Raw genomic sequence first — 21741 nt, forward strand, 5'->3', positions numbered from 1 at the left:
CTGGAGGAGTCATGCGGTGGACCCTGTTCATCCTTTTTTGTCTACTGGGCGCACCTGCCCATGCGGTCGCCATACCCGGCGTGACCACGGGGACATCAACCAGCCAGCAAGCAGCGCCAGAGCCCAGTCCTGAACAAAAAAAAGCGGCCTATGCGGCCCTGGCTGACGTACTGGAGAACGAGGCTTCACGTAACGAATTGATAGCGCAACTCCGCGAAGCCTCAACCACGCCGCCGACCGAGCCAGCGCCAGCGCTTGCGCCGCCTGCGGCCAAAGATGAGAAAACGGTACTGGAGAACGTCACCACCGTTACCCGTCAGTACGGCGATGCTTTCGCTACCCGTTTCGCCCAGCTTTATCGCAACATCACCGATGCGCCGCACAAGCCGTTTAACTCGCAAACCTTCACCAACGCGTTAACCCACTTTTTATTTCTGGCCGTCGCGGTATTTGGTTTTTATAGCGTGATACGGCTTTGCGCCCTGCCGTTATATCGAAAAATGGGCCTGTGGGCACGCAAGAAAAACCGTGAACGCAGCAACTGGTTACAGCTCCCGGCGATGATCGTCGGCGCGTTTATTATCGACCTCCTGCTACTGGCGCTCACCTTATTTATCGGTCAGATGCTCAGTGATAATTTCCATGCGGGAAGTCGAACTATCGCTTTTCAGCAAAGCCTGTTCCTGAATGCCTTCGCGCTAATAGAGTTCTTTAAAGCGATTCTGCGGCTTATTTTTTGCCCTAATGTACCGGAGTTACGCCCATTCGCGATTCAGGATGCGACAGCGCGTTACTGGAATCGCCGTATGAGTTCCCTTAGCAGCTTGATTGGCTACGGGCTGATTGTTGCCGTTCCGATTATTTCCAACCAGGTGAATGTTCAGGTTGGCTCGATGGCTAATGTGGCGATCATGCTCTGCATCACCATCTGGGCGCTGTACCTGATCTTTAAAAACAAAGCGGAGATTACGCAACATTTATTAAGTCTGGCGGAACGATCATTAGCCTTTTTTAGCCTGTTTATCCGCGCCTTTGCGCTGGTGTGGCACTGGCTGGCCAGCGCTTACTTTATCGTGCTGTTTTTCTTCTCGTTATTCGACCCAGGCAATAGCCTGAAGTTTATGATGGGCGCGACCGTGCGCAGTCTGGCGATTATTGGCATCGCCGCGTTTATCTCCGGTATGTTTACCCGCTGGATAGCGAAAACCATCACCCTGTCGCCCCATACGCAGCGCAACTACCCGGAATTACAAAAGCGGCTTAACGGCTGGCTCTCCTCAGCGCTAAAAGTCGCACGCTTTTTGACCGTCTGCGTCGCCGTTATGCTGTTGCTCAACGCCTGGGGGCTATTCGATTTCTGGCACTGGCTACATTATGGCGCGGGGGAAAAGATGGTCGATATCCTTATCCGTATCGCGTTAATCTTATTCTTCTCCGCCGTGGGATGGACGATCCTCGCCAGTCTGATTGAGAATCGTCTGGCCTCCGATATTCATGGCCGCCCGCTACCCAGCGCCCGCACGCGCACGCTGCTGACGCTGTTCCGCAATGCGCTGGCAGTGATTATCAGTACCATAACCATCATGATCGTGTTATCGGAAATCGGCGTCAATATCGCGCCATTGCTGGCTGGCGCGGGGGCGTTAGGTCTGGCTATCTCTTTCGGTTCGCAAACCTTGGTGAAAGATATTATTACCGGCGTCTTTATTCAGTTTGAAAACGGGATGAATACCGGCGACTTAGTCACCATAGGCCCGCTGACGGGGACGGTCGAAAGAATGTCGATTCGTTCCGTCGGCGTGCGGCAGGATACCGGGGCATACCATATTATCCCGTGGTCCTCGATCACCACTTTCGCCAACTTTGTGCGCGGTATCGGCTCAGTTGTCGCCAACTATGACGTGGATCGCCATGAGGATGCGGATAAAGCGAATCAGGCGCTGAAAGACGCGGTAACGGCGCTGATGGAGACGGAGGATATTCGCGGGCTGATTATCGGCGAACCCACGTTCGCCGGTATTGTCGGTTTAACGAACACGGCGTTTACTTTACGCGTATCGTTCACCACCCTACCGCTCAAGCAGTGGACGGTGCGTTTTGCCCTTGATAGCCAGGTGAAAAAGCATTTTGATCTGGCTAATGTGCGCGCGCCGGTGCAAACGTATCAGGTTCTGCCCGCCCCCGCCGGCGGCCCGCCGCCTGATTCACTGCCGCCGCGCGAACCGACGATTTAGCGTTTACGGGTGATAAAACGGCGACGCTGGTCGTCATCCATAAAGGTCCAGGCGATAAAGCGGCTTTGCTTTTGCCCCTGGGCCATCTCTTTTTTCACCACTTTCACCGCGCCAGCCTCCGTCAACGCCCGGTAAAGCGGTGGTAAATTCTCGCCGCGCGACACCAACGTCGTAAACCACAACACCTGACGGCGGAAGGATTGGCTTTCAGCAATCATTTTTTTAATAAAGGCGACTTCGCCGCCTTCACACCATAGCTCCTGCTGTTGACCGCCAAAGTTCAGCGCATCATCTTTATTCTGCCCCAAATTGCGGCGCTTACGCTCGCTGCCCGCGCGGGCTGCGGCGGCGGAGTCGTGAAAAGGCGGGTTACAAAGCGTTGCGTCATAAAATTCATTTTTATGAATAATACCGGTAAAAATGGCCGCCGGATCTTTTTGCCGACGCAGACGAATGGCGCGGCTTAACCCCGTATTAGCCTGAATGATAGCCTGCGCGCTGGACATCGCTGCGTCGCTGACTTCACTACCGGTAAATCGCCAGCCATATTCATGTACGCCGATAAGCGGATAAATACAATTGGCGCCCACCCCCACGTCCAGAATAGTTGCCTGCGCCGGAATACTCCCTGTCGTTTCGCCAAGCAGATCCGCCAGATGATGGATATAATCCGCACGACCAGGCACCGGCGGACATAAAAACCCTGGCGGAATGTCCCAGTGTGTAACGGCATAAAAATGCGCCAGCAACGCCTTATTGAGCGCTTTTACCGCTTGCGGATTAGCAAAATCAACGCTCTGTTCACCGGCGGGCGTGCGGATAAGAAAGGACGTCAATTCCGGCGTGGTCTGACACAGTGCGGCGAGATCATAACGGTGTTGGTGGCGGTTGCGCGGGTGTAACCCCGGTTTCTGGGCGGACATGGCATTCTCCTTTTAGCAGCGGCGTAAGATACCCGTATAACGCCACGGGGTAAATATACCACCGCGAATTCCCTGCCTCGCTCGTTTGATCGGATATCTGAATGACATTGGTTCTGCTCATGGTCTGAAAAGATCGCGCGATGCGATTTTTTCACCTGACGGCGCTACACTTAACCTCAGGTACCCTAAAATCAGGAGAGCGTGATGGCATCCGGCTGGGCAAATGACGACGCAGTGAATGAACAAATCAACAATACCATTGAAGATGCCGTTGCCCGCGCTCGCGGCGAACTTCCCCACGGCGAAAGTCGCGATGAATGCGAATCGTGCGGCGACCCTATCCCTGAAGCGCGGCGTAAAGCCGTACCGGGCGTTCGGTTATGCATATCCTGCCAGCAGGAGAAAGATTTACATAACGCAACATTTTCAGGATATAATCGCAGAGGTTCAAAAGACAGCCAGTTACGCTGACTTTTCTTTACCGAAACCGCCAGTATCATCCATTCCTTTACGCTCATGCTTTTTAGCGTTTTGCGTCGCAGAATGTGCCGTTAACCTCGACTCTGTAAAGCCAGATGACAAGAACGGTAAATTCCACCGTTGAATTAATTAATAATCAATAGGTTATTTGTCATTCAAAAATTTTGAGCAAGGCCGTCAATTCTATTCGATTTTATCTTTCGCAAAAAACCGTGATACTCATCACATCGACGGAACATCGTCCCATAAACAGAATAACCTGCGAGAGATTAATCATGAAAACCATTAAATATGCTGTTGCAGCCATCGCGCTTTCCACCCTTTCTTTTGGCGCTTTTGCCGCAGAACCGGTTAGCGCGTCTCAGACGCAAAACCTGCATAAAATCGGCGTAGTGTCTGCCAATGGCGCCACCACGCTGGATGGCCTGGAAGCTAAACTGGCTGAAAAAGCCGCCGCTGCTGGCGCAAGCGCTTATAACATCACCTCCGCCGTGGGTAATGATAAAATGAGCGGCACTGCGGTGATTTATAAATAATTTACCTGCCCGCCAGATTTCAGGCTGTAACATCGCTGTTGTTTGAATTCTGACGGGTATTACCCTCGTCTGTTTGCCAACAGACCCACTGCTCCAACCCTCATTAACCCTGTTTGTTACCCTTATTTGCCCGTCCGTCACTGGACGGGCTTTTTTTATTCGCTAAAAGCCTGTTCGACGCGCGCAAGCCCGTCTTCTAACGTCGCCGCCTCTCTCGTCGCAACCAGACAACAGGCCATTTGCGTTTTTAATGATTGCGGCACCGGCTCATGGCCGGCAAGGCAGCGCTCAATCCAGCGCGCGGTGATTTCAGGATCTTTGGTCGCAGGCAGTGAAAGCGGCTCGTCGTGCGTGTCGCTCTGACGCTCATGCAGTACCTGCACGCCGCGGCTATCAATCAGGCTGATTTGCGGACAGCGTTGCGGGTTGGCATAGACTTCGCCTTCGGTACCATGCATCAGCAAAGCCCGCCCGCCAATGCGGCTAAAAAAGGTCGCCACACGCGGAACATATTCAGGATGAGAAACGCTTGATAAACGCAGCGCGGCATCCTCAGCAAATGGCGTCGCCAGCTTGGCCAGTGAATGCGCGCTGTTACGCACGCCCATCCGCCAGCGCATCGCCAGCTGTTTTTCCAGCGGCGGGCAGAGCGCTCTCACCGGGATAAACACCGGCTGGCGCCCGTCCAGTTTGGCCTGCGCTTGTCCACCGTGTAGGGTGGGGATAATCCCCATCAGCTCAAATATAGTTTCCGTCAGTACGCGGGTCGGATCTTCACTGACGCCGTGTACTACGACTGGGAAGCCCAATTTATGCAGCAGGATAGCCAGCAGCGGCGTTAAATTCGCCTGTTTACGCGCGCCGTTATAGCTGGGAATAACGACCGGCAACGGCCTATCTGCGGGCGGTGTCAGTTTGATGGTATGATTCTGCATGGCCTCATAAAAGCCCAGCATTTCGGCTTCGCCTTCGCCTTTAATACGCAGCGCCATCAATATACTGCCCATTTCCAGGTCGGGGATGTCGCCATTCAGCATTCGGGTATACAAACCGCGCGCGGTATCCAGATCCAGATCGCGGGCGTGATTTTTACCTCGCCCGATCTCTTTGATGATCTTGCGATAATCCATTGAAAGCTCCTTGAAGTGTGCTCACAGCATTAACGCCGTCGGCGGCGTGCAGGTTTTGCTTTTGGTTTTACTATAACGTCTGGCACGGCAGGCTGCTCTATCGGAAAAACAGGTAAGGCATTCAGTAAACGCTGTCCGTAGTTTTTGGTCAACAAACGCTTATCATAAATGACCACTTCTCCCCGACAGGCATGGCTACGGATCAATCGCCCTACCTGCTGAATTAAATTAAAAGACGCGCTTGGTAAACTTTGTACCTCAAACGGATAACGATTCAGGCTTTTTAGCCATTCGCCTTCGGTGATCACGACCGGGCTGTCGATCGGCGGGAAGGCAATTTTATGGATATGGACCTGCGTCAGCAGCTCGCCTTTAAGATCCAGCCCTTCGGCAAAAGACTGAAGCCCAACCAGCACGCTGCGTTCGCCGCTCTCCACCCGTTTACGGTGTAGCTCCACCAGCCGGTAACGCGGCTGGTCGCCCTGGACCAGGAGGAGTAAGCGCACATCAGCGACATGCTCCAGAAAACGCTGCATCGCCCGCCCGCTGGCGAACAGTACCAGCATACCATGATGTTTTTTGCTCTCCAGTTGCTCACGAAAATAGGCCGCCATTTCGGCAATATGCTGCTCTTCGTTATCAATGGTGGGTTCGTAGCGCATTTGAGGAATCACCAGTTTCCCCTGTTCCACATGATTAAACGGCGAATCCAGCGCCACAAAGCGGTCGCCGGCTTTTTCTTTTAAGCCGCTCATTTCCTGCAGGCGCGAAAAGCTATTGAGCGAGCGCAGTGTCGCCGAGGTGACAATAATGTGCGGTACGCTGCGCCATAACAATCTTTCCAGCTGCTCGCTGACGCGGATACCGACACAATGGAACCAGACGTGGAGTTGCCCTTCGCGTATTTCACGCGTCGCCCATTTGGACACCGGCGCGCCTGAAGACTGCGCCATCGAAGCCAGCCGCCATAATTTACTTTGCGCCTCGAACATTCCCAGCGCCCGGTTCATCTGTAAAATCACCCGATGCAAACGCACAATATCGTGCGACCCGGTTTTTTCGCTGAGATCGTTGAGAAAGGACTCCGCCAGCCCACGCAGCGTCTCGGTCAGCTTCGCCAGTCGCTGGCAGATTTCCATGACCTCATCAGGCAACTCGCCCATTGCAAAACAGTGCTCCGCCTCCTGCGCTGCGGGCATATACAGATTAAGAATGGCATTGAGCGAGGCGATCAGTTCGTACACCTCCTCGCAATGGGCGTTAAGTCGCTCAGGGTTCGCTAACGGCGGCGTGGTTTTAGGGCGAAACTGCTCCATGCAGGTCGCCACCAGTTTGCTGAACAGATCCAGTTGCAAGCGATACCAGGAGGCGGTAATTTCCGCGCTCATCTCCAGCGCATCGCGAGCGACATCGGGCAGATGATGACCTTCATCCAGTACCAACAGCAGATGCTTTGGTTCCGGCAGTACGGCTTCACTTTCCATCGCCGCCATTACCAGCGCGTGATTCGCCACCACGACTTCCGCTTCCTGTATTTCACGTCGGGCGACAAAGAATGGACACTCGCGGTAATAGTGACAGTTGCGGTTCAGACAACTGGCTTTATCGGTACTTAATCGCCGCCACAGATCGTCGTCAATAGCAATGTCGGTATGATCCCGCAGACCATCCCATTTGTAACCGTCAAGATCCCCTTTCAGCCTGGCGCAGCGCTTTTGCTCTTCCTGGTTGTTAGGCGTCAGTTCGTCATCAAGAAAGGCGAGCAGATCCTGCTGCGTAGGCTCGCTACTGGCGAGCGCCGCCAGGTTTCGCGGACACACGTAACGCCCGCGGCCAAAGGCGGCGGTAAAGCGCAGATCGGGGATGATTTTTCGTAGCAGCGGCAAATCTTTGCTAAAGATCTGATCCTGTAACGCCACGTTAGCGGTACTGACCACCAGTGTTTTTTGCTCTTCCCGGGCAATGGCGATACCGGGAATAAGATAGGAGAGGGTTTTCCCGACGCCGGTCGGCGCTTCAATAGCCAGATGTCACCCTTCTTCCCCGGCCAGCGTTCTGGCGACGTCAGCAATCATCTGCCGCTGCGGCGCACGGGGAATAAAGTCGGGAATCTGGTCCTGAAGCGCCTTATACCAGGCGGCGATTTGCGCTTTCAGCGCAGCGGTCAATGCCATGAGAAAACCTGAAGTACTGTATAAACAGCCACTATTGTGGCACATTTCAGGGGCGGGAAGTACCTTTTTTGCCGGTTCTGGAAGGCGGCTCGCAACGCGATGTGTATTTTGCCGGATGACGGTGCAAGCACCTTACCCGGCCTACGTATTTGCATAGTCCGTAGGCCCGGTAAGCGTCGCACTACCGGGCATGTTGCCGGATAAAATTTACTGGGCAGGCGTGATTCTGCGCGGGCGACGCGGCGGACGTGCTTTGTCGCCCTCGGGTTTCCCCTCGCCTGTGCGCGGTTTTGGTTTCGCCTTCGCCGCCCCGCTATCCTGGCGTCGCGGCTGCTGACTGCGCCCCGCTCCCCCCTGATTTTGTCCGCGTCCACGACCGCCGCCGCCGCGCTGCTGACGACCGTTCTGAATCGGCTCCGCTTTAATCGACGGGTCCGGCTCATAGCCCGGCGTCGTAATGCGTGGGATCTCTTTTTTCAGCAACTTTTCGATATCACGCAACAATTTATGCTCGTCAACACAGACCAGCGACAGCGCCTCGCCAGTTGCCGCCGCGCGACCGGTACGGCCAATACGGTGTACATAATCTTCCGGTACGTTCGGCAGTTCATAGTTGACCACGTGCGGCAGTTCTTCAATATCCAGACCACGCGCCGCAATATCCGTCGCCACCAGCACGCGAATATCGCCGGATTTAAAATCGGCCAGCGCGCGGGTACGTGCGCCCTGCGATTTATTACCGTGGATCGCCGCGCTGCGAATACCGTCTTTATTAAGCTGTTCCGCCAGATGGTTCGCGCCATGCTTGGTGCGGGTGAAGACCAACACCTGCTGCCAGTTGCCCTGGCCAATCATCTGCGACAACAGTTCACGTTTGCGTTTTTTATCGACAAAGTGCACGTGCTGCGTTACCTGCTCTGAGGCCGTGTTGCGGCGCGCCACTTCGATTTCCAGCGGGTTGCGCAACAGCTTTTCGGCGAGCGCTTTGATGTCGTCAGAGAACGTGGCGGAGAACAGCAGATTCTGACGCTTCGCCGGCAGTTTCGCCAGCACGCGACGAATGTCGTGAATGAAGCCCATATCCAGCATACGGTCGGCTTCATCCAGTACCAGAATCTCAATCTGATCCAGCTTCACGGCATTTTGATGTTCCAGGTCGAGCAGACGTCCCGGCGTCGCCACCAGCACATCCACGCCGCCGCGCAGTTTCATCATCTGCGGATTGATGCTTACGCCGCCAAATACCACCAGCGAGCGAATGTTGAGATATTTACTGTAATCTCTGACGTTTTCGCCAATTTGCGCCGCCAGCTCGCGGGTTGGCGTGAGGATCAACGCGCGCACCGGGCGACGACCTTTAGCGTGCGGCTGATGGGTAATCAGATGCTGCAATAATGGCAGGGTAAAACCCGCCGTTTTACCGGTTCCGGTCTGGGCGCTGGCCATCAGATCGCGGCCTTCCAGCACGGCGGGAATCGCCTGTTGCTGAATAGGGGTAGGTTCACGGTAACCCTGCTCGGCAATGGCGCGCAGGATATCAGGGTTTAATCCCAGGGAATCAAAAGACATAACTACTCCGGACCGCCCCGACCGTTGCCGGTGTAGTTTTCAGGGAGATGCTCAAATTTGGAATGACAAAAACCACAATGTCATGAAGGGGCGGAGTGTAGCAGTTTTTGTGATGCGGCGCATAAATTATCCCGGAAGGTAGCAAAGACAAATTAATCGACCACACTGGACAAGTACCATTATGAGTCATAGTCTTAATCAATCGATTGATTAAGACTTAGGGCGTGTGATGAATATTCCCACTACGACCACCAAGGGCGAGCAGGCGAAAAGTCAGCTCATTGCCGCCGCGCTGGCGCAGTTTGGCGAGTATGGCCTCCATGCTACCACGCGCGATATCGCTGCGCTGGCGGGGCAAAATATTGCCGCCATTACTTACTATTTCGGCTCAAAAGAGGATTTATACCTCGCCTGCGCCCAGTGGATTGCCGATTTTCTTGGCGAAAAATTTCGCCCCCATGCTGAAAAAGCGGAGCGTCTGTTTAGCCAGCCTGCCCCTGACCGGGACGCCATACGCGAGCTCATTCTGCTCGCCTGCAAGAACATGATTATGCTGCTGACGCAGGAAGACACCGTTAACCTGAGCAAATTTATTTCACGCGAGCAGCTCTCTCCCACGTCGGCCTATCAATTGGTCCATGAACAGGTTATCGATCCGTTGCACACCCATCTGACAAGATTGGTTGCCGCTTATACCGGCTGCGACGCCAATGATACGCGCATGATTTTGCATACCCATGCCTTACTGGGAGAAGTACTGGCGTTTCGTCTCGGCAAAGAAACTATTCTGTTACGTACCGGCTGGCCGCAGTTTGATGAAGAAAAAGCGGAGCTGATTTACCAGACGGTAACCTGCCACATCGATCTTATTCTGCACGGTTTAACGCAAAGGAGTCTGGACTGATGAAAAAACCTGTCGTTATCGGACTGGCAATCGCAGCGATCGTCGCTGTGATTGCCGGTGGAACCTGGTGGTATCAAAGTCGGCAGGACGATGGGCTGACGCTATACGGTAATGTCGATATCCGTACCGTCAATATCAGCTTTCGCGTCGGCGGCAGGCTGGCGTCGCTGAATGTTGATGAAGGCGATACTATCAAAGCCGGACAGGTGCTCGGCGAACTGGATCACGCGCCATACGAAAACGCGCTAATGCAGGCGAAAGCTGGCGTGTCGGTCGCGCAGGCGCAATATGATTTGATGCTGGCAGGCTATCGCGATGAAGAGATAGCCCAGGCCGCCGCCGCCGTCAGACAGGCGCAAGCCGCCTATGACTACGCGCAAAACTTTTATAACCGTCAGCAAGGTTTGTGGAAAAGCCGCACCATTTCCGCTAACGATCTGGAAAACGCCCGCTCATCGCGCGATCAGGCGCAGGCGACGCTGAAGTCCGCGCAGGATAAACTGAGCCAGTACCGTACCGGTAATCGTGAACAGGATATCGCCCAGGCGAAAGCCAGCCTAGAACAGGCAAAGGCCCAACTGGCGCAGGCGCAGCTTGATTTGCAGGACACCACGCTTATCGCGCCTGCCAACGGAACCTTGCTCACCCGCGCGGTCGAGCCTGGCAGTATGCTGAGCGCCGGCAGCACGGTATTAACGCTCTCGCTGACCCGCCCCGTCTGGGTGCGCGCCTATGTCGATGAACGCAACCTCAGTCAGACGCAACCGGGGCGCGACATTCTGTTGTATACCGACGGTCGTCCTGACAAACCTTACCACGGCAAGATTGGTTTCGTTTCGCCCACCGCGGAATTTACGCCGAAAACCGTCGAAACGCCGGATCTGCGTACCGATCTCGTCTATCGCCTGCGCATTATCGTCACCGATGCGGACGATGCGTTACGCCAGGGGATGCCAGTCACGGTGAAATTTAATGACGAGGCACGGCATGAGTGAGGCCGTTATTACGCTGCACGGTCTGACGAAGCGCTTTGCGGGAATGGATAAACCCGCCGTCGCGCCGCTCGACTGTACCATTCATTCCGGTTATGTCACCGGGCTGGTAGGGCCGGACGGCGCAGGAAAAACCACGCTGATGCGTATGCTGGCGGGCCTGCTCAAAGCCGATGGCGGCAACGCGTCAGTATTGGGCTTCGACCCGATACAAAACGACAGCGAGCTGCACGCGGTTCTGGGCTATATGCCGCAGAAATTCGGTCTGTATGAAGATCTTACCGTCATGGAGAACCTTAATCTCTATGCCGATTTACGCAGCGTTACCGGCGAGATACGGGAAAAGACCTTTGCCCGTTTGTTGGAGTTTACCGCCCTCGGCCCTTTCACTGGCCGTCTGGCAGGAAAATTGTCCGGCGGGATGAAGCAAAAACTGGGGCTGGCCTGTACGCTGGTCGGCGAACCGAAAGTGCTGCTGTTGGATGAACCGGGCGTTGGCGTTGACCCGATTTCACGGCGCGAGTTGTGGCAAATGGTCCACGAACTGGCGGGCGACGGGATGCTGATTTTATGGAGCACCTCCTATCTGGATGAAGCCGAACAGTGCCGCGATGTGCTGCTGATGAATGAAGGCGAGCTGCTCTATCAGGGCGAACCTAAAGCGCTGACGCAAACGATGGCCGGTCGTAGCTTTCTGATGAGCAGTCCACAGGAAAACAACCGTAAGTTACTACAGAGAGCGCTCAGACTGCCGCAGGTGAGCGACGGCATGATTCAGGGGCGTTCGGTACGCCTGATCCTGAAAAAAGAGGCGACCGCAGCAGATATTCGTCAGGCCGAAGGAATGCCGGAAATCACCCTCAATGAGACCGCGCCGCGCTTCGAAGATGCGTTTATCGATCTGCTTGGCGGAGCGGGAACCTCGGAGTCTCCGCTGGGTTCAATCCTGCATACGGTTGAAGGCACTGCCGGCGAAACGGTGATTGAAGCGCAGGAACTGACGAAAAAATTTGGCGATTTCGCGGTCACGGACCATGTTAATTTCGTCGTACAACGCGGCGAGATTTTTGGCCTGCTCGGCCCGAACGGCGCGGGTAAATCAACCACCTTTAAAATGATGTGCGGCCTGCTGGTGCCGACGTCCGGCAAGGCGCTGGTGCTGGATATGGACCTGAAAGTCAGCTCCGGCAAAGCCCGTCAGCATCTGGGCTATATGGCGCAAAAATTTTCGCTTTACGGCAACCTGACGGTTGAGCAGAACCTGCGTTTTTTCTCCGGCGTCTACGGTTTGCGGGGCCGCGCGCAAAATGAAAAAATTCAGCGCATGAGTGAAGCGTTTGGTCTGAAAAGCATCGCGTCGCATCCCACCGATGCGCTGCCGCTGGGCTTTAAACAGCGACTGGCGCTGGCCTGCTCGCTGATGCACGAACCGGATATTTTATTCCTTGATGAACCAACGTCCGGGGTTGATCCCCTCACCCGCCGTGAATTTTGGCTGCATATTAATAGCATGGTGGAAAAAGGGGTCACGGTAATGGTGACGACCCACTTTATGGATGAGGCGGAATATTGCGATCGCATCGGACTGGTTTATCGCGGGAAGCTTATCGCCAGCGGTACGCCGGACGATCTCAAAGCGCAGGCCGCCGATGAGCAACAGGCCGATCCGACGATGGAGCAGGCCTTTATCACTCTCATCAATGACTGGGATAAGGAGCATACGCATGAGTAAGTCTCTCTCCTGGCGCCGCGTGCGTGCGTTGTGCGTCAAAGAGACGCGCCAGATCGTGCGCGATCCCAGTAGCTGGCTGATTGCGGTGGTGATCCCGCTGCTGTTGCTGTTTATTTTTGGTTACGGTATTAACCTCGACTCCAGCAAGCTGCGGGTGGGGATTCTGCTTGAACAACAAAGCCAGGAGGCGCTGGATTTCACTCATGCGATGACCGGTTCACCCTATATCGACGCGACCATTAGCGATAACCGCCATGAATTAATTGAAAAAATGCAGGCCGGACGCATTCGCGGACTGGTGGTGATTCCGGTGGATTTCGCGCAGCAAATGGCGCGCGACGGTGACAGCGCGCCAATTCAGGTGATTACCGACGGCAGCGAGCCAAACACCGCCAACTTCGTTCAGGGTTATGTGGAAGGCATCTGGCAAATCTGGCAACAGCAGCGGGCGGAAGATCGCGGCGACACCTTTGAACCGCTCATCGACGTCCAGACGCGCTACTGGTTTAACCCGGCGGCGATCAGTCAGCATTTTATCATTCCCGGGGCGGTGACCATTATCATGACGGTAATTGGCGCAATCCTCACCTCGCTGGTCGTTGCCCGCGAATGGGAGCGCGGCACGATGGAGGCGCTGCTCTCAACCGAAGTGACGCGTGTTGAACTGCTGCTGTGTAAGCTTATTCCCTATTACTTTCTCGGTATGCTGGCGATGCTGCTCTGTATGCTGGTATCGGTGTTTATTCTCGGCGTGCCGTATCGCGGTTCGCTGGTGATTCTGTTTATCATCACCAGTCTGTTTTTACTGAGTACGCTGGGGATGGGGCTGTTGATTTCCACCATCACTCGCAACCAGTTTAACGCCGCGCAGGTGGCGCTGAACGCCGCCTTTTTGCCCTCGATTATGCTGTCCGGATTTATCTTCCAGATAGACAGTATGCCTGCGGTGATCCGCGCGGTGACCTATATTATTCCGGCGCGCTATTTTGTCAGCACCCTGCAAAGTCTGTTTCTGGCCGGCAATATTCCGGTCGTGTTAGGCGTTAACGTACTGTTTTTAATCGCCTCGGCGGTGATGTTTATTGGCCTGACGTGGCTAAAAACCAAACGACGACTGGATTAAATATGTGTATGGATAATTGTCGTCGTAGGCCGGATAAGGCGTTCACGCCGCCATCCGGCATTATGCCTGATGCGCTTTGCTTATCAGGCCTACAAACTGGACTGAGAGGACGGACATGTTTCATCGCTTATGGACGTTAATTCGCAAAGAACTGCAATCGCTTTTACGCGAACCGCAAACGCGCGCGATCCTGATTCTGCCGGTGCTGATTCAGGTCATCCTGTTTCCGTTCGCCGCGACGCTTGAAGTCACTAACGCGACTATCGCCATCTATAACGAAGATAATGGCAAACATTCGGTAGAACTTACCCAGCGCTTTGCCCGCGCGAAAGCGTTTACCCATGTGCTATTGCTGAACAGTCCGCAGGAGATCCAGCCGACTATTGATACGCAAAAAGCGCTGCTGCTGGTGCGCTTCCCGGCGGATTTCTCGCGGAATCTGGATACCTTCCAGCCTGCGCCGATGCAACTCATTCTTGATGGACGTAACTCCAATAGCGCGCAAATCGCCGCCAATTATCTGCAACAGATCGTCAAGGAGTATCAGCAGACATTGATGGACGGCAAGCCAAAGCCCAACAATAGCGAACTGGTGGTACGCAACTGGTATAACCCGAATCTGGACTACAAGTGGTTTGTGGTGCCCTCGCTGATCGCCATGATCACCACTATCGGCGTGATGATCGTCACTTCGCTGTCCGTCGCCCGCGAGCGTGAACAAGGCACTCTGGATCAGCTGCTGGTCTCTCCGCTCACCACCTGGCAGATTTTCGTTGGTAAAGCGGTGCCGGCGCTGATTGTCGCGACCTTCCAGGCCACGATCGTGCTGGCTATCGGCATTTGGGCATACCAAATTCCCTTCGCCGGTTCGTTAGCGCTGTTTTATTTCACGATGGTGATTTACGGGCTGTCGCTGGTAGGCTTTGGCTTGCTGATATCATCGCTTTGCGCCACGCAACAGCAGGCGTTTATCGGCGTCTTTGTCTTTATGATGCCGGCGATTTTGCTCTCGGGTTATGTCTCGCCGGTGGAAAATATGCCAGTCTGGCTGCAAAACCTGACGTGGATAAATCCTATCCGCCACTTTACTGATATTACCAAGCAAATTTATCTTAAGGATGCGAGTCTGGGGATTGTCTGGGGAAGTTTGTGGCCGCTACTGGTGATAGCGGCCACCACGGGTTCAGCGGCGTATGCGATGTTTAGACGCAAAGTGATGTAGCTTTTTATCTTTCGCCAGTAGCGAGACCACGGCGGGCCCGGCCAGGATAGCCAGCCCCGCCAGCGCCAGCAAGACATTGTTTTGCAATACGCGGGATAGCAGCCAGAGGACAATCAGCGCGGTGCCGAAGTACCAGGTGGTAGTCAGCTCTTCCAGCACATCCGCCACATCGCGCCAGCGTTGCTCATGATGGCGCTGCAACGCCAGCATCAGCAGTACCGTCACGCCATAAAGCACGCATAATCCCAGGCCGACGCGCACTAATGTGCCGCTCATCCAGCCTATTACCAGCATCGCCACTACCAGTAAATGCAACATAATCTGCCAACAACCGAGGCCGGTTGCGACACGAACGCGTTGTTGCCACTTCATGGCTTTTCTCCTGAAGCATTTTTCTCTCATTATTCAGAGTACCGAACTTTACGGAAAATTCCGTAAGACCGCATCTTTTTGTGACGACGACTACACTATTTCAATCAGGATAGTGACGCGGACAGGAAGAAAATGACTCAACACACGCGAAATTTTTCATTCAAAGTGCTCACAATTAATACGCACAAAGGTTTTACCGCCTTTAATAAACGCTTCATCCTGCCGGAGCTACGCGACGCCGTCAGAACGGTCGGCGCCGATATCGTCTGTCTGCAAGAAGTAATGGGCGCGCATGAAGTACATCCGCTGCATATCGAAAACTGGCCGGACACTACCCACTATGAATTTTTGGCCGACACCATGTGGAGCGATTTCGCCTATGGCCGCAATGCGGTCTATCCGGAAGGCCACCACGGTAACGCGGTTCTTTCTCGCTATCCCATTGAACATTATGAAAATCGCGACGTCTCGGTCGGCGGTAGCGAAAAACGCGGCGTGCTCTATTGCCGCATTACGCCGCCCATGCTCAACCGCCCTATCCACGTCATGTGCGTACATCTCGGCCTGCGGGAGAGCCACCGCCAGGCGCAGTTAACCATGCTGGCGGGATGGGTGAATGCCTTGCCGGAATCAGAACCGGTGCTGGTGGCCGGAGACTTTAATGACTGGCGGCAAAAGGCCGGCCCGCCGTTAAACGCGGCCGGGCTGGAGGAGATATTCACCCGTACCCATGGCCGACCGGCGCGCACATTCCCGGTGAGTATGCCGCTGCTGCGACTCGATCGTATTTACGTCAAGAATGCGAACGCCAGTTCTCCTACGGCGCTACCGCTGCGGAACTGGCGACATTTATCAGACCATGCCCCCCTTAGCGCGGAGATCCATCTATGAAATGCGGCTGGCGTGAAGGTAATCAAATTCAGCTACTGGAAAACGGCGACCAGTTCTATCCTGCCGTGTTTGAGGCTATCGCTCAGGCACAGCAAAAAATCATTCTGGAAACCTTTATCTTGTTTGAAGATGAGGTGGGTAAAAAGCTCCATGCCGCTCTGCTAAAAGCCGCACAGCGCGGCGTAAAAGCCGAAGTATTACTCGACGGCTACGGCTCTCCCGATCTCAGCGACGCGTTTGTCGGCGAATTGACCTCAGCGGGCGTGATTTTTCGCTATTACGACCCCCGCCCGCGTCTACTGGGGTTGCGAACCAATATCTTCCGCCGAATGCACCGCAAAATTGTGGTGATTGATGATCGTATTGCCTTTGTCGGCGGCATTAACTACTCCGCCGAACATATGTCGGATTACGGCCCGCAGGCGAAACAAGACTACGCGGTACGGGTCGAAGGGCCTGTAGTGGCCGATATCCTGCAATTCGAAGTCGAGAATCTGCCGGGGCAAAGCCCCGCGCGCCGCTGGTGGAAGCGCCATCATCAGGCCGAAGAAAACCGCCACCCCGGCGAAGCGCAGGCGCTGTTTGTCTGGCGAGATAACGAAGAGCACCGCGACGATATCGAACGTCATTATCTGAAAATGCTGACCCAGGCAAAGCGTGAGGTGATTATCGCTAACGCCTATTTTTTCCCCGGCTATCGCTTGCTCCACGCAATGCGTAAAGCCGCCCGCCGTGGCGTGAGCGTAAAACTGATTGTCCAGGGGGAACCAGACATGCCGATAGTCAAAGTCGGCGCGCGGTTGCTCTATAACTATCTGGTGAAGGGCGGTGTGCAGGTTTATGAATACCGACGCCGTCCGCTGCATGGCAAAGTGGCGCTGATGGACGATCACTGGGCCACGGTAGGGTCGAGTAATCTCGATCCGCTCAGCCTGTCGCTTAACCTTGAAGCTAACCTGATCATTCACGATCGTACCTTTAACCAGACCCTGCGCGATAATTTACAAGGCATCATCGTGAATGATTGTAAGCAGGTCGATGAGTCTATGCTGCCGAAACGCACCTGGTGGAACCTGACCAAAAGCGTGCTGGCGTTCCACTTTTTACGTCATTTCCCGGCGCTGGTCGGCTGACTACCTGCGCATACCCCGCATCTGGCGCAGGTTCCCCCGCCTGCCCAGCCGGAAATGGAAACCCAGGATCGCGTTGATCCAGAAAATACAGGAGTGAAGCCCTAATGGCTAAATCGCATCCGCGCTGGCGGCTGGCTAAAAAAGTGCTGACTTGGCTGTTTTTTATTGCGGTCGTCGTTCTGCTGGTGGTTTATGCTAAAAAGGTCGACTGGGGCGATGTCTGGACCGTCATCCGCGACTATAACCGCACGGCGCTTTTAAGCGCTGTAGGACTGGTGATCGTTAGCTATCTTCTGTACGGCTGCTACGACCTGCTTGGACGGCTTTATTGCGGCCATAAACTGGCGAAGCGACAGGTGATGTTGGTATCGTTCGTCTGCTATGCCTTTAACCTGACGCTCAGCACCTGGGTCGGCGGGATCGGGATGCGTTACCGACTGTACTCTCGCCTCGGGTTGCCCGGCAGTACTATCACGCGTATTTTCTCACTCAGCATTACCACTAACTGGCTGGGCTATATTCTGCTTGGCGGCATCATTTTTACCTTCGGCATTGTCCAGCTTCCCGACCACTGGTATATCGATGAAGGCACGCTACGAATTCTCGGTATCGTTTTATTGTTGATTATCGCGGTCTATCTGTGGTTTTGCGCCTTTGCGAAGCGGCGGCATATGACGATTAAAGGACAGAAACTGGTGCTGCCGTCATGGAAATTCGCGCTGGCGCAGATGGCGATCTCCAGCGCGAACTGGATGGCGATGGGCGCCATCATCTGGCTGCTGATGGGTCAGGATGTGAACTATTTCTTTGTGCTGGGCGTACTGCTGGTGAGCAGTATCGCGGGCGTCATCGTGCATATTCCGGCAGGCATCGGCGTGCTGGAGGCCGTATTCCTCGCGTTGCTGGCGGGCGAACATACGTCGCAAGGCACGATTATCGCCGCCCTGCTCGCGTACCGTGTGCTTTACTATTTTATTCCCCTGTTGCTGGCGCTGGTGTGCTATCTGATCCTGGAGAGCCGGGCGAAGAAGCTGCGGGCGAAAAACGAGCGGGCGATGGCGAAATGAATTTAAGCAGACGCGTTTTCGCTTTCCAGCACAACGCGTTTTATCCGGTAAAAATAAACATATGCTGAGAAAAAAGACGTATTCATCTGTAAGCGGGAAAAAAGCAGCAATGACCAGCTAAACAGCAGCAGGAGCACTTCGTTAAACTCACCCATGAATACTGATGACAGGGTACAGAACGTTGCCAACGTAACGGAAATAATGGCCAGTAATAGCGCATAGCGGTAAATAATGACCCCGCTCATTCTTCCTTTAAGCAGGAGCTGATTTGACGGGGTAAGAAAAGCGATATAGCCCACGGCCAGGAAGAAGACCAGCTCCAGATGCTTTTTATTGTGCAGCTCAAACTGCGCAATAACCATGTTTATACTGACGATCCATGTCATGGTCATCATAATCGCCGTAAGCCCAATAACGCCTCCGTGAGGAATACCTTGTTCATACCAGTTTTTTTTGTAGTGGCTGGCCGGATACACAGGTAACTTAATTTCTGGCGGGATCAACTGCCCTTTTTTCACCAGCTCCGCCAGTGTTTTTCCTGTTAGCCACGTCATCAGGTTCATGGGCTTATCATTTCCTTGTCTGTGAGGTGAGATATTTTTGTAATGCGACTCGCACTAATCGACGCCCCAGGCAGAAACGAATCATCATCGTAAACGTTTCGCCATTCATCACCCAGCGGCAAAGCACAACCATAATAATCGCGATAACCAGATCACTCTTTAGTTCGCTATTTTGATGGCACAACACGTCAAATAATCCAGTACCACAGAGCATAATATTTAATAAAAACAGTAAAACGCAGAGGCGCAACCCCAGGATAAAACCTTTGGCAATAAGCCATACCTCAGCCATAACACATAGCATCATACCTATAGCACTGCCAAAATAAATAATTATATTTAGTGGCCAATACAGGATAAACTTATCAAAAACAAAATGCGCACTGCACACACCTCCCACAAGAAGCATAAAACTAAACGCGCAAACAGGCGCAGGATTAGGTAATGAATGTTCCCATGAAAATCCGGTAATGAAATGAGAAATCAGCGCTGGCGGGCATTTCTTATTAAAATCCTCGCCGCCATTTTTAATGGCGCGAGTGACGTCTTTAGCTTCACAAAACGCTAACCAAAATTGTTTGCCACATAATTTACTCATTATACCCATCATCACCAACCTGAATAAAAAACCTGCAACGCCTACGGCCTGAAAGATAATAGTATTTCCAGAATCATCAAAATGATATAACGACACAGCGTAACCACAGCATTAATAATGCCAAGGTAAAGCGTCAGCGCGCCAAATAAAGTGCAACGAGACAGGGATGAAAACTTGCTGTGATATAACATGCGGGCATAACCATGAAGTGTCGATTTTTCTAGTGCTGTAATCAATGTCCATACCAATACCGTCAGCATACTGACTATCCAGACCATAGTGCTGCTGGCCACCAGGCTATTGACAACTATCGCAGCGATGATCCCGCTTACCGCCATGAAGATTAACAGCCTGAATAGACCAGAACTGATATTCAGGTAGAAAATAAATAAGGCATTAAGACTAAACATGATTCCAACAATCACGAAAATGGTCGCGCCACTTGAGAAAAGGTAAGCTAATGACACGCCGGTAAGCGTAATGATGGCAATATATATCAACGTTGCGACAACAGTGCCAAAGCGGGAAAGACAGGTAACGGCCCCATACCCCAGACCAAGCAAAAGTGCTGATATCCACAAAACAACAACAGGTTGAACGTGGGTTATCAAAAAATGAGTATACAACGTTAACCATATAATGCCGGCGGTACACCATAGTCCCAACGCAGTATACCAATAGGTAAGGGATAACATTGTCGCGGGAATAAATGCTATTTGCCGTATACGTATTGCAGCCAGAGGTCCCACTTGTCATTTATCACTCTTCACATGATCACGTGATAAGAATGGCAAGCGCAGGAAAACATTTCTAAGATATTTATGCTGTTTCGCCCTAAATATAGTCCTAAAAAAATCCTGGCGCAAGGCCAGGATTTTAAGAGATCGCTATAATTAGCGGCGATTACCAAAAATACGCAGTAACATCAGGAACAGGTTGATAAAGTCCAGGTACAGCGTTAACGCGCCGAGAATCGAATATTTACGCAGATTAGCGCTATCGCGGGTATCTATTTGCTCGCCGATATTTTTCAGTTTCTGCGTGTCATAGGCTGTCAGACCGACAAACACCACCACCCCGATATAGGTTACCGCCCACATCAGCGCTTCACTCTTCAGCCAGAAATTGACCAGCGACGCCAGAACGATACCAATAAGCGCCATAAACAGCATATTGCCGAAACCGCTAAGATCGCGTTTAGTGGTGTACCCGTACAGGCTCATGGCGCCAAACATTCCCCCCGTCACCACAAACGTGCTGGCGATAGAGGAGTAGGTGTAAACGATAAAAATACTGGATAACGTCAATCCGGTTAGCGCCGAATAGAGCATAAACAGCGTCGTCGCCATTCCGGCGCTAAGTTTATGCACCAGTCCCGACAGAACAAACACCAGCGCAAGCTGGGCAATAATTAAGCCAAAGAAAGTGATCTTACTGGAAAAGACAAACATCATGACGGCTGGCGTATTAGCCGCATACCACGCGATAAACGCGGTCAGTAACAGTCCGACCGTCATCCAGCCATACACTTGCGCCATATAGGTCTGCAGGCCGGACCGCGCCTGCACTATTGAATCAGATCGTGGAAATCTGTCCATGATGAACTCCTGTGTGGAAATGATACCCTAAAGCGTATCACATTCTGCTACCAACGTTTCGCCAACTGCTGGTCGCTGTCGCGCGCTTCGACCCAGCGATCGCCTTCCGGCGTGGCTTCACGCTTCCAGAACGGCGCACGGGTTTTCAGATAATCCATAATGAACTGACCGGCGTCGAACGCGCTACTGCGGTGCGCGCTGGTGACGCCGACAAACACAATCTCATCGCCCGGCCATAATTCGCCAACGCGATGAATCACCGTGACCCGCCCCAGCGGCCAGCGGGAACGTGCCTCAACGACGATCTCCGCCAGAGCTTTCTCAGTCATGCCGGGATAATGCTCCAGCGTCAGCGCCTTAACGCTATCGCCCAGGTTATGATTGCGCACTTTTCCGGTAAAGGTGACGACCGCGCCGTCTTCGTCGCGCGCCGCCAGCCAGGAATATTCCTCCCCGACGCTAAACGGCGCAGGGCCGACTACAATTCGCGTTTCACGCAT

General features: G+C 53.5%; 19 protein-coding genes and 2 pseudogenes. 11 read left to right on the forward strand and 10 right to left on the reverse strand.

Annotation, left to right across the window (positions count from 1 at the left end; translation table 11 throughout):
• Positions 1–11: 11 nt before the first annotated feature.
• Complete coding sequence (gene ybiO, locus ACQ29O_RS14675; protein ID WP_001267707.1) at positions 12–2234, forward strand: mechanosensitive channel protein; 2223 nt, start codon at positions 12–14, stop codon at positions 2232–2234.
• On the opposite strand, the gene rlmF is transcribed toward ybiO, so the two are convergent.
• A complete protein-coding gene (gene rlmF, locus ACQ29O_RS14680; protein ID WP_001275962.1) occupies positions 2231–3157 on the reverse strand; it encodes a 23S rRNA (adenine(1618)-N(6))-methyltransferase RlmF in 927 nt (308 codons plus the stop codon). The two genes, ybiO and rlmF, sit on opposite strands and share 4 nt — an antisense overlap.
• Before the next feature lie 204 nt (positions 3158–3361).
• Between rlmF and ACQ29O_RS14685 the strand changes: the two genes are divergently transcribed.
• Positions 3362–3628 carry a DksA/TraR family C4-type zinc finger protein gene (locus ACQ29O_RS14685; RefSeq protein ID WP_000146332.1) on the forward strand — a complete coding sequence of 89 codons (267 nt, stop codon included), beginning with the start codon at positions 3362–3364 and terminating at the stop codon, positions 3626–3628.
• Positions 3629–3912: 284 nt separating this feature from the next.
• A complete protein-coding gene (gene ybiJ / locus ACQ29O_RS14690; RefSeq protein ID WP_000849090.1) occupies positions 3913–4173 on the forward strand; it encodes a DUF1471 family protein YbiJ in 261 nt (86 codons plus the stop codon).
• A 155-nt stretch (positions 4174–4328) separates the two neighbouring features.
• Here ybiJ and ybiB read toward each other — a convergent pair whose 3' ends face one another.
• The 3 genes and pseudogenes from ybiB to rhlE all read right to left on the reverse strand — a co-directional run bounded on the left by ybiB (position 4329) and on the right by rhlE (position 9046).
• Positions 4329–5303 carry a DNA-binding protein YbiB gene (ybiB, locus tag ACQ29O_RS14695; RefSeq protein WP_020937059.1) on the reverse strand — a complete coding sequence of 325 codons (975 nt, stop codon included), beginning with the start codon at positions 5301–5303 and terminating at the stop codon, positions 4329–4331.
• A 29-nt stretch (positions 5304–5332) separates the two neighbouring features.
• Positions 5333–7477, reverse strand: a pseudogene (dinG, locus tag ACQ29O_RS14700) (ATP-dependent DNA helicase DinG).
• A 207-nt stretch (positions 7478–7684) separates the two neighbouring features.
• Positions 7685–9046, reverse strand: coding sequence for an ATP-dependent RNA helicase RhlE (gene rhlE / locus ACQ29O_RS14705; protein WP_000007067.1), 1362 nt, complete (start codon positions 9044–9046; stop codon positions 7685–7687).
• A gap of 229 nt (positions 9047–9275) precedes the next feature.
• Here rhlE and cecR point away from each other — a divergent pair, with 229 nt between their 5' ends.
• From cecR to ACQ29O_RS14730, 5 genes are all read left to right on the forward strand, one after another.
• Positions 9276–9950: a transcriptional regulator CecR gene (gene cecR, locus ACQ29O_RS14710; protein ID WP_001025254.1), complete on the forward strand. Its 675-nt coding sequence runs from the start codon at positions 9276–9278 to the stop codon at positions 9948–9950.
• The gene (hlyD, locus tag ACQ29O_RS14715) at positions 9950–10945 is read left to right on the forward strand and encodes a secretion protein HlyD (RefSeq protein WP_000743437.1); all 996 of its coding nucleotides are present in this window, start codon (positions 9950–9952) and stop codon (positions 10943–10945) included. The genes cecR and hlyD overlap by 1 nt, the downstream gene beginning before the upstream one ends.
• The gene (locus ACQ29O_RS14720) at positions 10938–12674 is read left to right on the forward strand and encodes an ATP-binding cassette domain-containing protein (protein WP_001287614.1); all 1737 of its coding nucleotides are present in this window, start codon (positions 10938–10940) and stop codon (positions 12672–12674) included. Before hlyD ends, ACQ29O_RS14720 begins: the two co-directional genes overlap by 8 nt.
• Positions 12667–13797 carry an ABC transporter permease gene (locus ACQ29O_RS14725; protein ID WP_000045765.1) on the forward strand — a complete coding sequence of 377 codons (1131 nt, stop codon included), beginning with the start codon at positions 12667–12669 and terminating at the stop codon, positions 13795–13797. The genes ACQ29O_RS14720 and ACQ29O_RS14725 overlap by 8 nt, the downstream gene beginning before the upstream one ends.
• A 115-nt stretch (positions 13798–13912) precedes the next feature.
• Positions 13913–15019 (forward strand): ABC transporter permease, encoded by a 1107-nt coding sequence (locus ACQ29O_RS14730; RefSeq protein WP_000469050.1) that lies wholly within the window; start codon positions 13913–13915, stop codon positions 15017–15019.
• On the opposite strand, the gene ACQ29O_RS14735 is transcribed toward ACQ29O_RS14730, so the two are convergent.
• A complete protein-coding gene (locus tag ACQ29O_RS14735) occupies positions 14981–15391 on the reverse strand; it encodes a YbhQ family protein (RefSeq protein ID WP_000871970.1) in 411 nt (136 codons plus the stop codon). The genes ACQ29O_RS14730 and ACQ29O_RS14735 overlap by 39 nt on opposite strands.
• A gap of 132 nt (positions 15392–15523) precedes the next feature.
• Between ACQ29O_RS14735 and ACQ29O_RS14740 the strand changes: the two genes are divergently transcribed.
• From ACQ29O_RS14740 to ACQ29O_RS14750, 3 genes and pseudogenes are all read left to right on the forward strand, one after another.
• On the forward strand, positions 15524–16282 hold the full coding sequence (locus ACQ29O_RS14740; protein WP_000192040.1) for an endonuclease/exonuclease/phosphatase family protein: 759 nt from the start codon (positions 15524–15526) through the stop codon (positions 16280–16282).
• Positions 16279–17520 (forward strand): annotated as a pseudogene (clsB, locus tag ACQ29O_RS14745) (cardiolipin synthase ClsB). The gene ACQ29O_RS14740 and the pseudogene clsB overlap by 4 nt, the downstream one beginning before the upstream one ends.
• A complete protein-coding gene (locus ACQ29O_RS14750; RefSeq protein ID WP_001129817.1) occupies positions 17520–18482 on the forward strand; it encodes a lysylphosphatidylglycerol synthase transmembrane domain-containing protein in 963 nt (320 codons plus the stop codon). The pseudogene clsB and the gene ACQ29O_RS14750 overlap by 1 nt, the downstream one beginning before the upstream one ends.
• 2 nt (positions 18483–18484) lie before the next feature.
• Here the strand turns inward: ACQ29O_RS14750 and ACQ29O_RS14755 are convergent, their stop codons facing one another.
• The 5 genes from ACQ29O_RS14755 to moaE form a co-directional block, all read right to left on the reverse strand.
• Positions 18485–19045, reverse strand: a complete 561-nt coding sequence (locus tag ACQ29O_RS14755; RefSeq protein WP_001052197.1) for a hypothetical protein — start codon at positions 19043–19045, stop codon at positions 18485–18487.
• Between the two features lie 7 nt (positions 19046–19052).
• The gene (locus ACQ29O_RS14760) at positions 19053–19661 is read right to left on the reverse strand and encodes a hypothetical protein (RefSeq protein WP_001574057.1); all 609 of its coding nucleotides are present in this window, start codon (positions 19659–19661) and stop codon (positions 19053–19055) included.
• Between the two features lie 23 nt (positions 19662–19684).
• Entirely contained in the window at positions 19685–20392 is a 708-nt protein-coding gene (locus tag ACQ29O_RS14765; RefSeq protein WP_000529059.1) for a Bax inhibitor-1 family protein, read from the reverse strand.
• 144 nt (positions 20393–20536) lie between these two features.
• The gene (locus tag ACQ29O_RS14770; protein ID WP_000373611.1) at positions 20537–21241 is read right to left on the reverse strand and encodes a Bax inhibitor-1/YccA family protein; all 705 of its coding nucleotides are present in this window, start codon (positions 21239–21241) and stop codon (positions 20537–20539) included.
• Positions 21242–21288: 47 nt separating this feature from the next.
• Complete coding sequence (moaE, locus tag ACQ29O_RS14775) at positions 21289–21741, reverse strand: molybdopterin synthase catalytic subunit MoaE (RefSeq protein ID WP_001209387.1); 453 nt, start codon at positions 21739–21741, stop codon at positions 21289–21291.

This window comes from Salmonella sp. GDC200615, from assembly GCF_050574145.1.
In the GTDB taxonomy this organism is placed as follows: domain Bacteria; phylum Pseudomonadota; class Gammaproteobacteria; order Enterobacterales; family Enterobacteriaceae; genus Salmonella; species Salmonella enterica.

Excerpts from the sequence above, each read along its gene's own strand:
- ybiO (WP_001267707.1), top strand. The coding sequence starts at position 12 with ATGCGGTGGACCCTGTTCATCCTTTTTTGTCTACTGGGCGCACCTGCC.
- rlmF (WP_001275962.1), bottom strand. The coding sequence starts at position 3,157 with ATGTCCGCCCAGAAACCGGGGTTACACCCGCGCAACCGCCACCAACAC.
- ACQ29O_RS14685 (WP_000146332.1), top strand. The coding sequence starts at position 3,362 with ATGGCATCCGGCTGGGCAAATGACGACGCAGTGAATGAACAAATCAAC.
- ybiJ (WP_000849090.1), top strand. The coding sequence starts at position 3,913 with ATGAAAACCATTAAATATGCTGTTGCAGCCATCGCGCTTTCCACCCTT.
- ybiB (WP_020937059.1), bottom strand. The coding sequence starts at position 5,303 with ATGGATTATCGCAAGATCATCAAAGAGATCGGGCGAGGTAAAAATCAC.
- rhlE (WP_000007067.1), bottom strand. The coding sequence starts at position 9,046 with ATGTCTTTTGATTCCCTGGGATTAAACCCTGATATCCTGCGCGCCATT.
- cecR (WP_001025254.1), top strand. The coding sequence starts at position 9,276 with ATGAATATTCCCACTACGACCACCAAGGGCGAGCAGGCGAAAAGTCAG.
- hlyD (WP_000743437.1), top strand. The coding sequence starts at position 9,950 with ATGAAAAAACCTGTCGTTATCGGACTGGCAATCGCAGCGATCGTCGCT.
- ACQ29O_RS14720 (WP_001287614.1), top strand. The coding sequence starts at position 10,938 with ATGAGTGAGGCCGTTATTACGCTGCACGGTCTGACGAAGCGCTTTGCG.
- ACQ29O_RS14725 (WP_000045765.1), top strand. The coding sequence starts at position 12,667 with ATGAGTAAGTCTCTCTCCTGGCGCCGCGTGCGTGCGTTGTGCGTCAAA.
- ACQ29O_RS14730 (WP_000469050.1), top strand. The coding sequence starts at position 13,913 with ATGTTTCATCGCTTATGGACGTTAATTCGCAAAGAACTGCAATCGCTT.
- ACQ29O_RS14735 (WP_000871970.1), bottom strand. The coding sequence starts at position 15,391 with ATGAAGTGGCAACAACGCGTTCGTGTCGCAACCGGCCTCGGTTGTTGG.
- ACQ29O_RS14740 (WP_000192040.1), top strand. The coding sequence starts at position 15,524 with ATGACTCAACACACGCGAAATTTTTCATTCAAAGTGCTCACAATTAAT.
- ACQ29O_RS14750 (WP_001129817.1), top strand. The coding sequence starts at position 17,520 with ATGGCTAAATCGCATCCGCGCTGGCGGCTGGCTAAAAAAGTGCTGACT.
- ACQ29O_RS14755 (WP_001052197.1), bottom strand. The coding sequence starts at position 19,045 with ATGAACCTGATGACGTGGCTAACAGGAAAAACACTGGCGGAGCTGGTG.
- ACQ29O_RS14770 (WP_000373611.1), bottom strand. The coding sequence starts at position 21,241 with ATGGACAGATTTCCACGATCTGATTCAATAGTGCAGGCGCGGTCCGGC.
- moaE (WP_001209387.1), bottom strand. The coding sequence starts at position 21,741 with ATGCGTGAAACGCGAATTGTAGTCGGCCCTGCGCCGTTTAGCGTCGGG.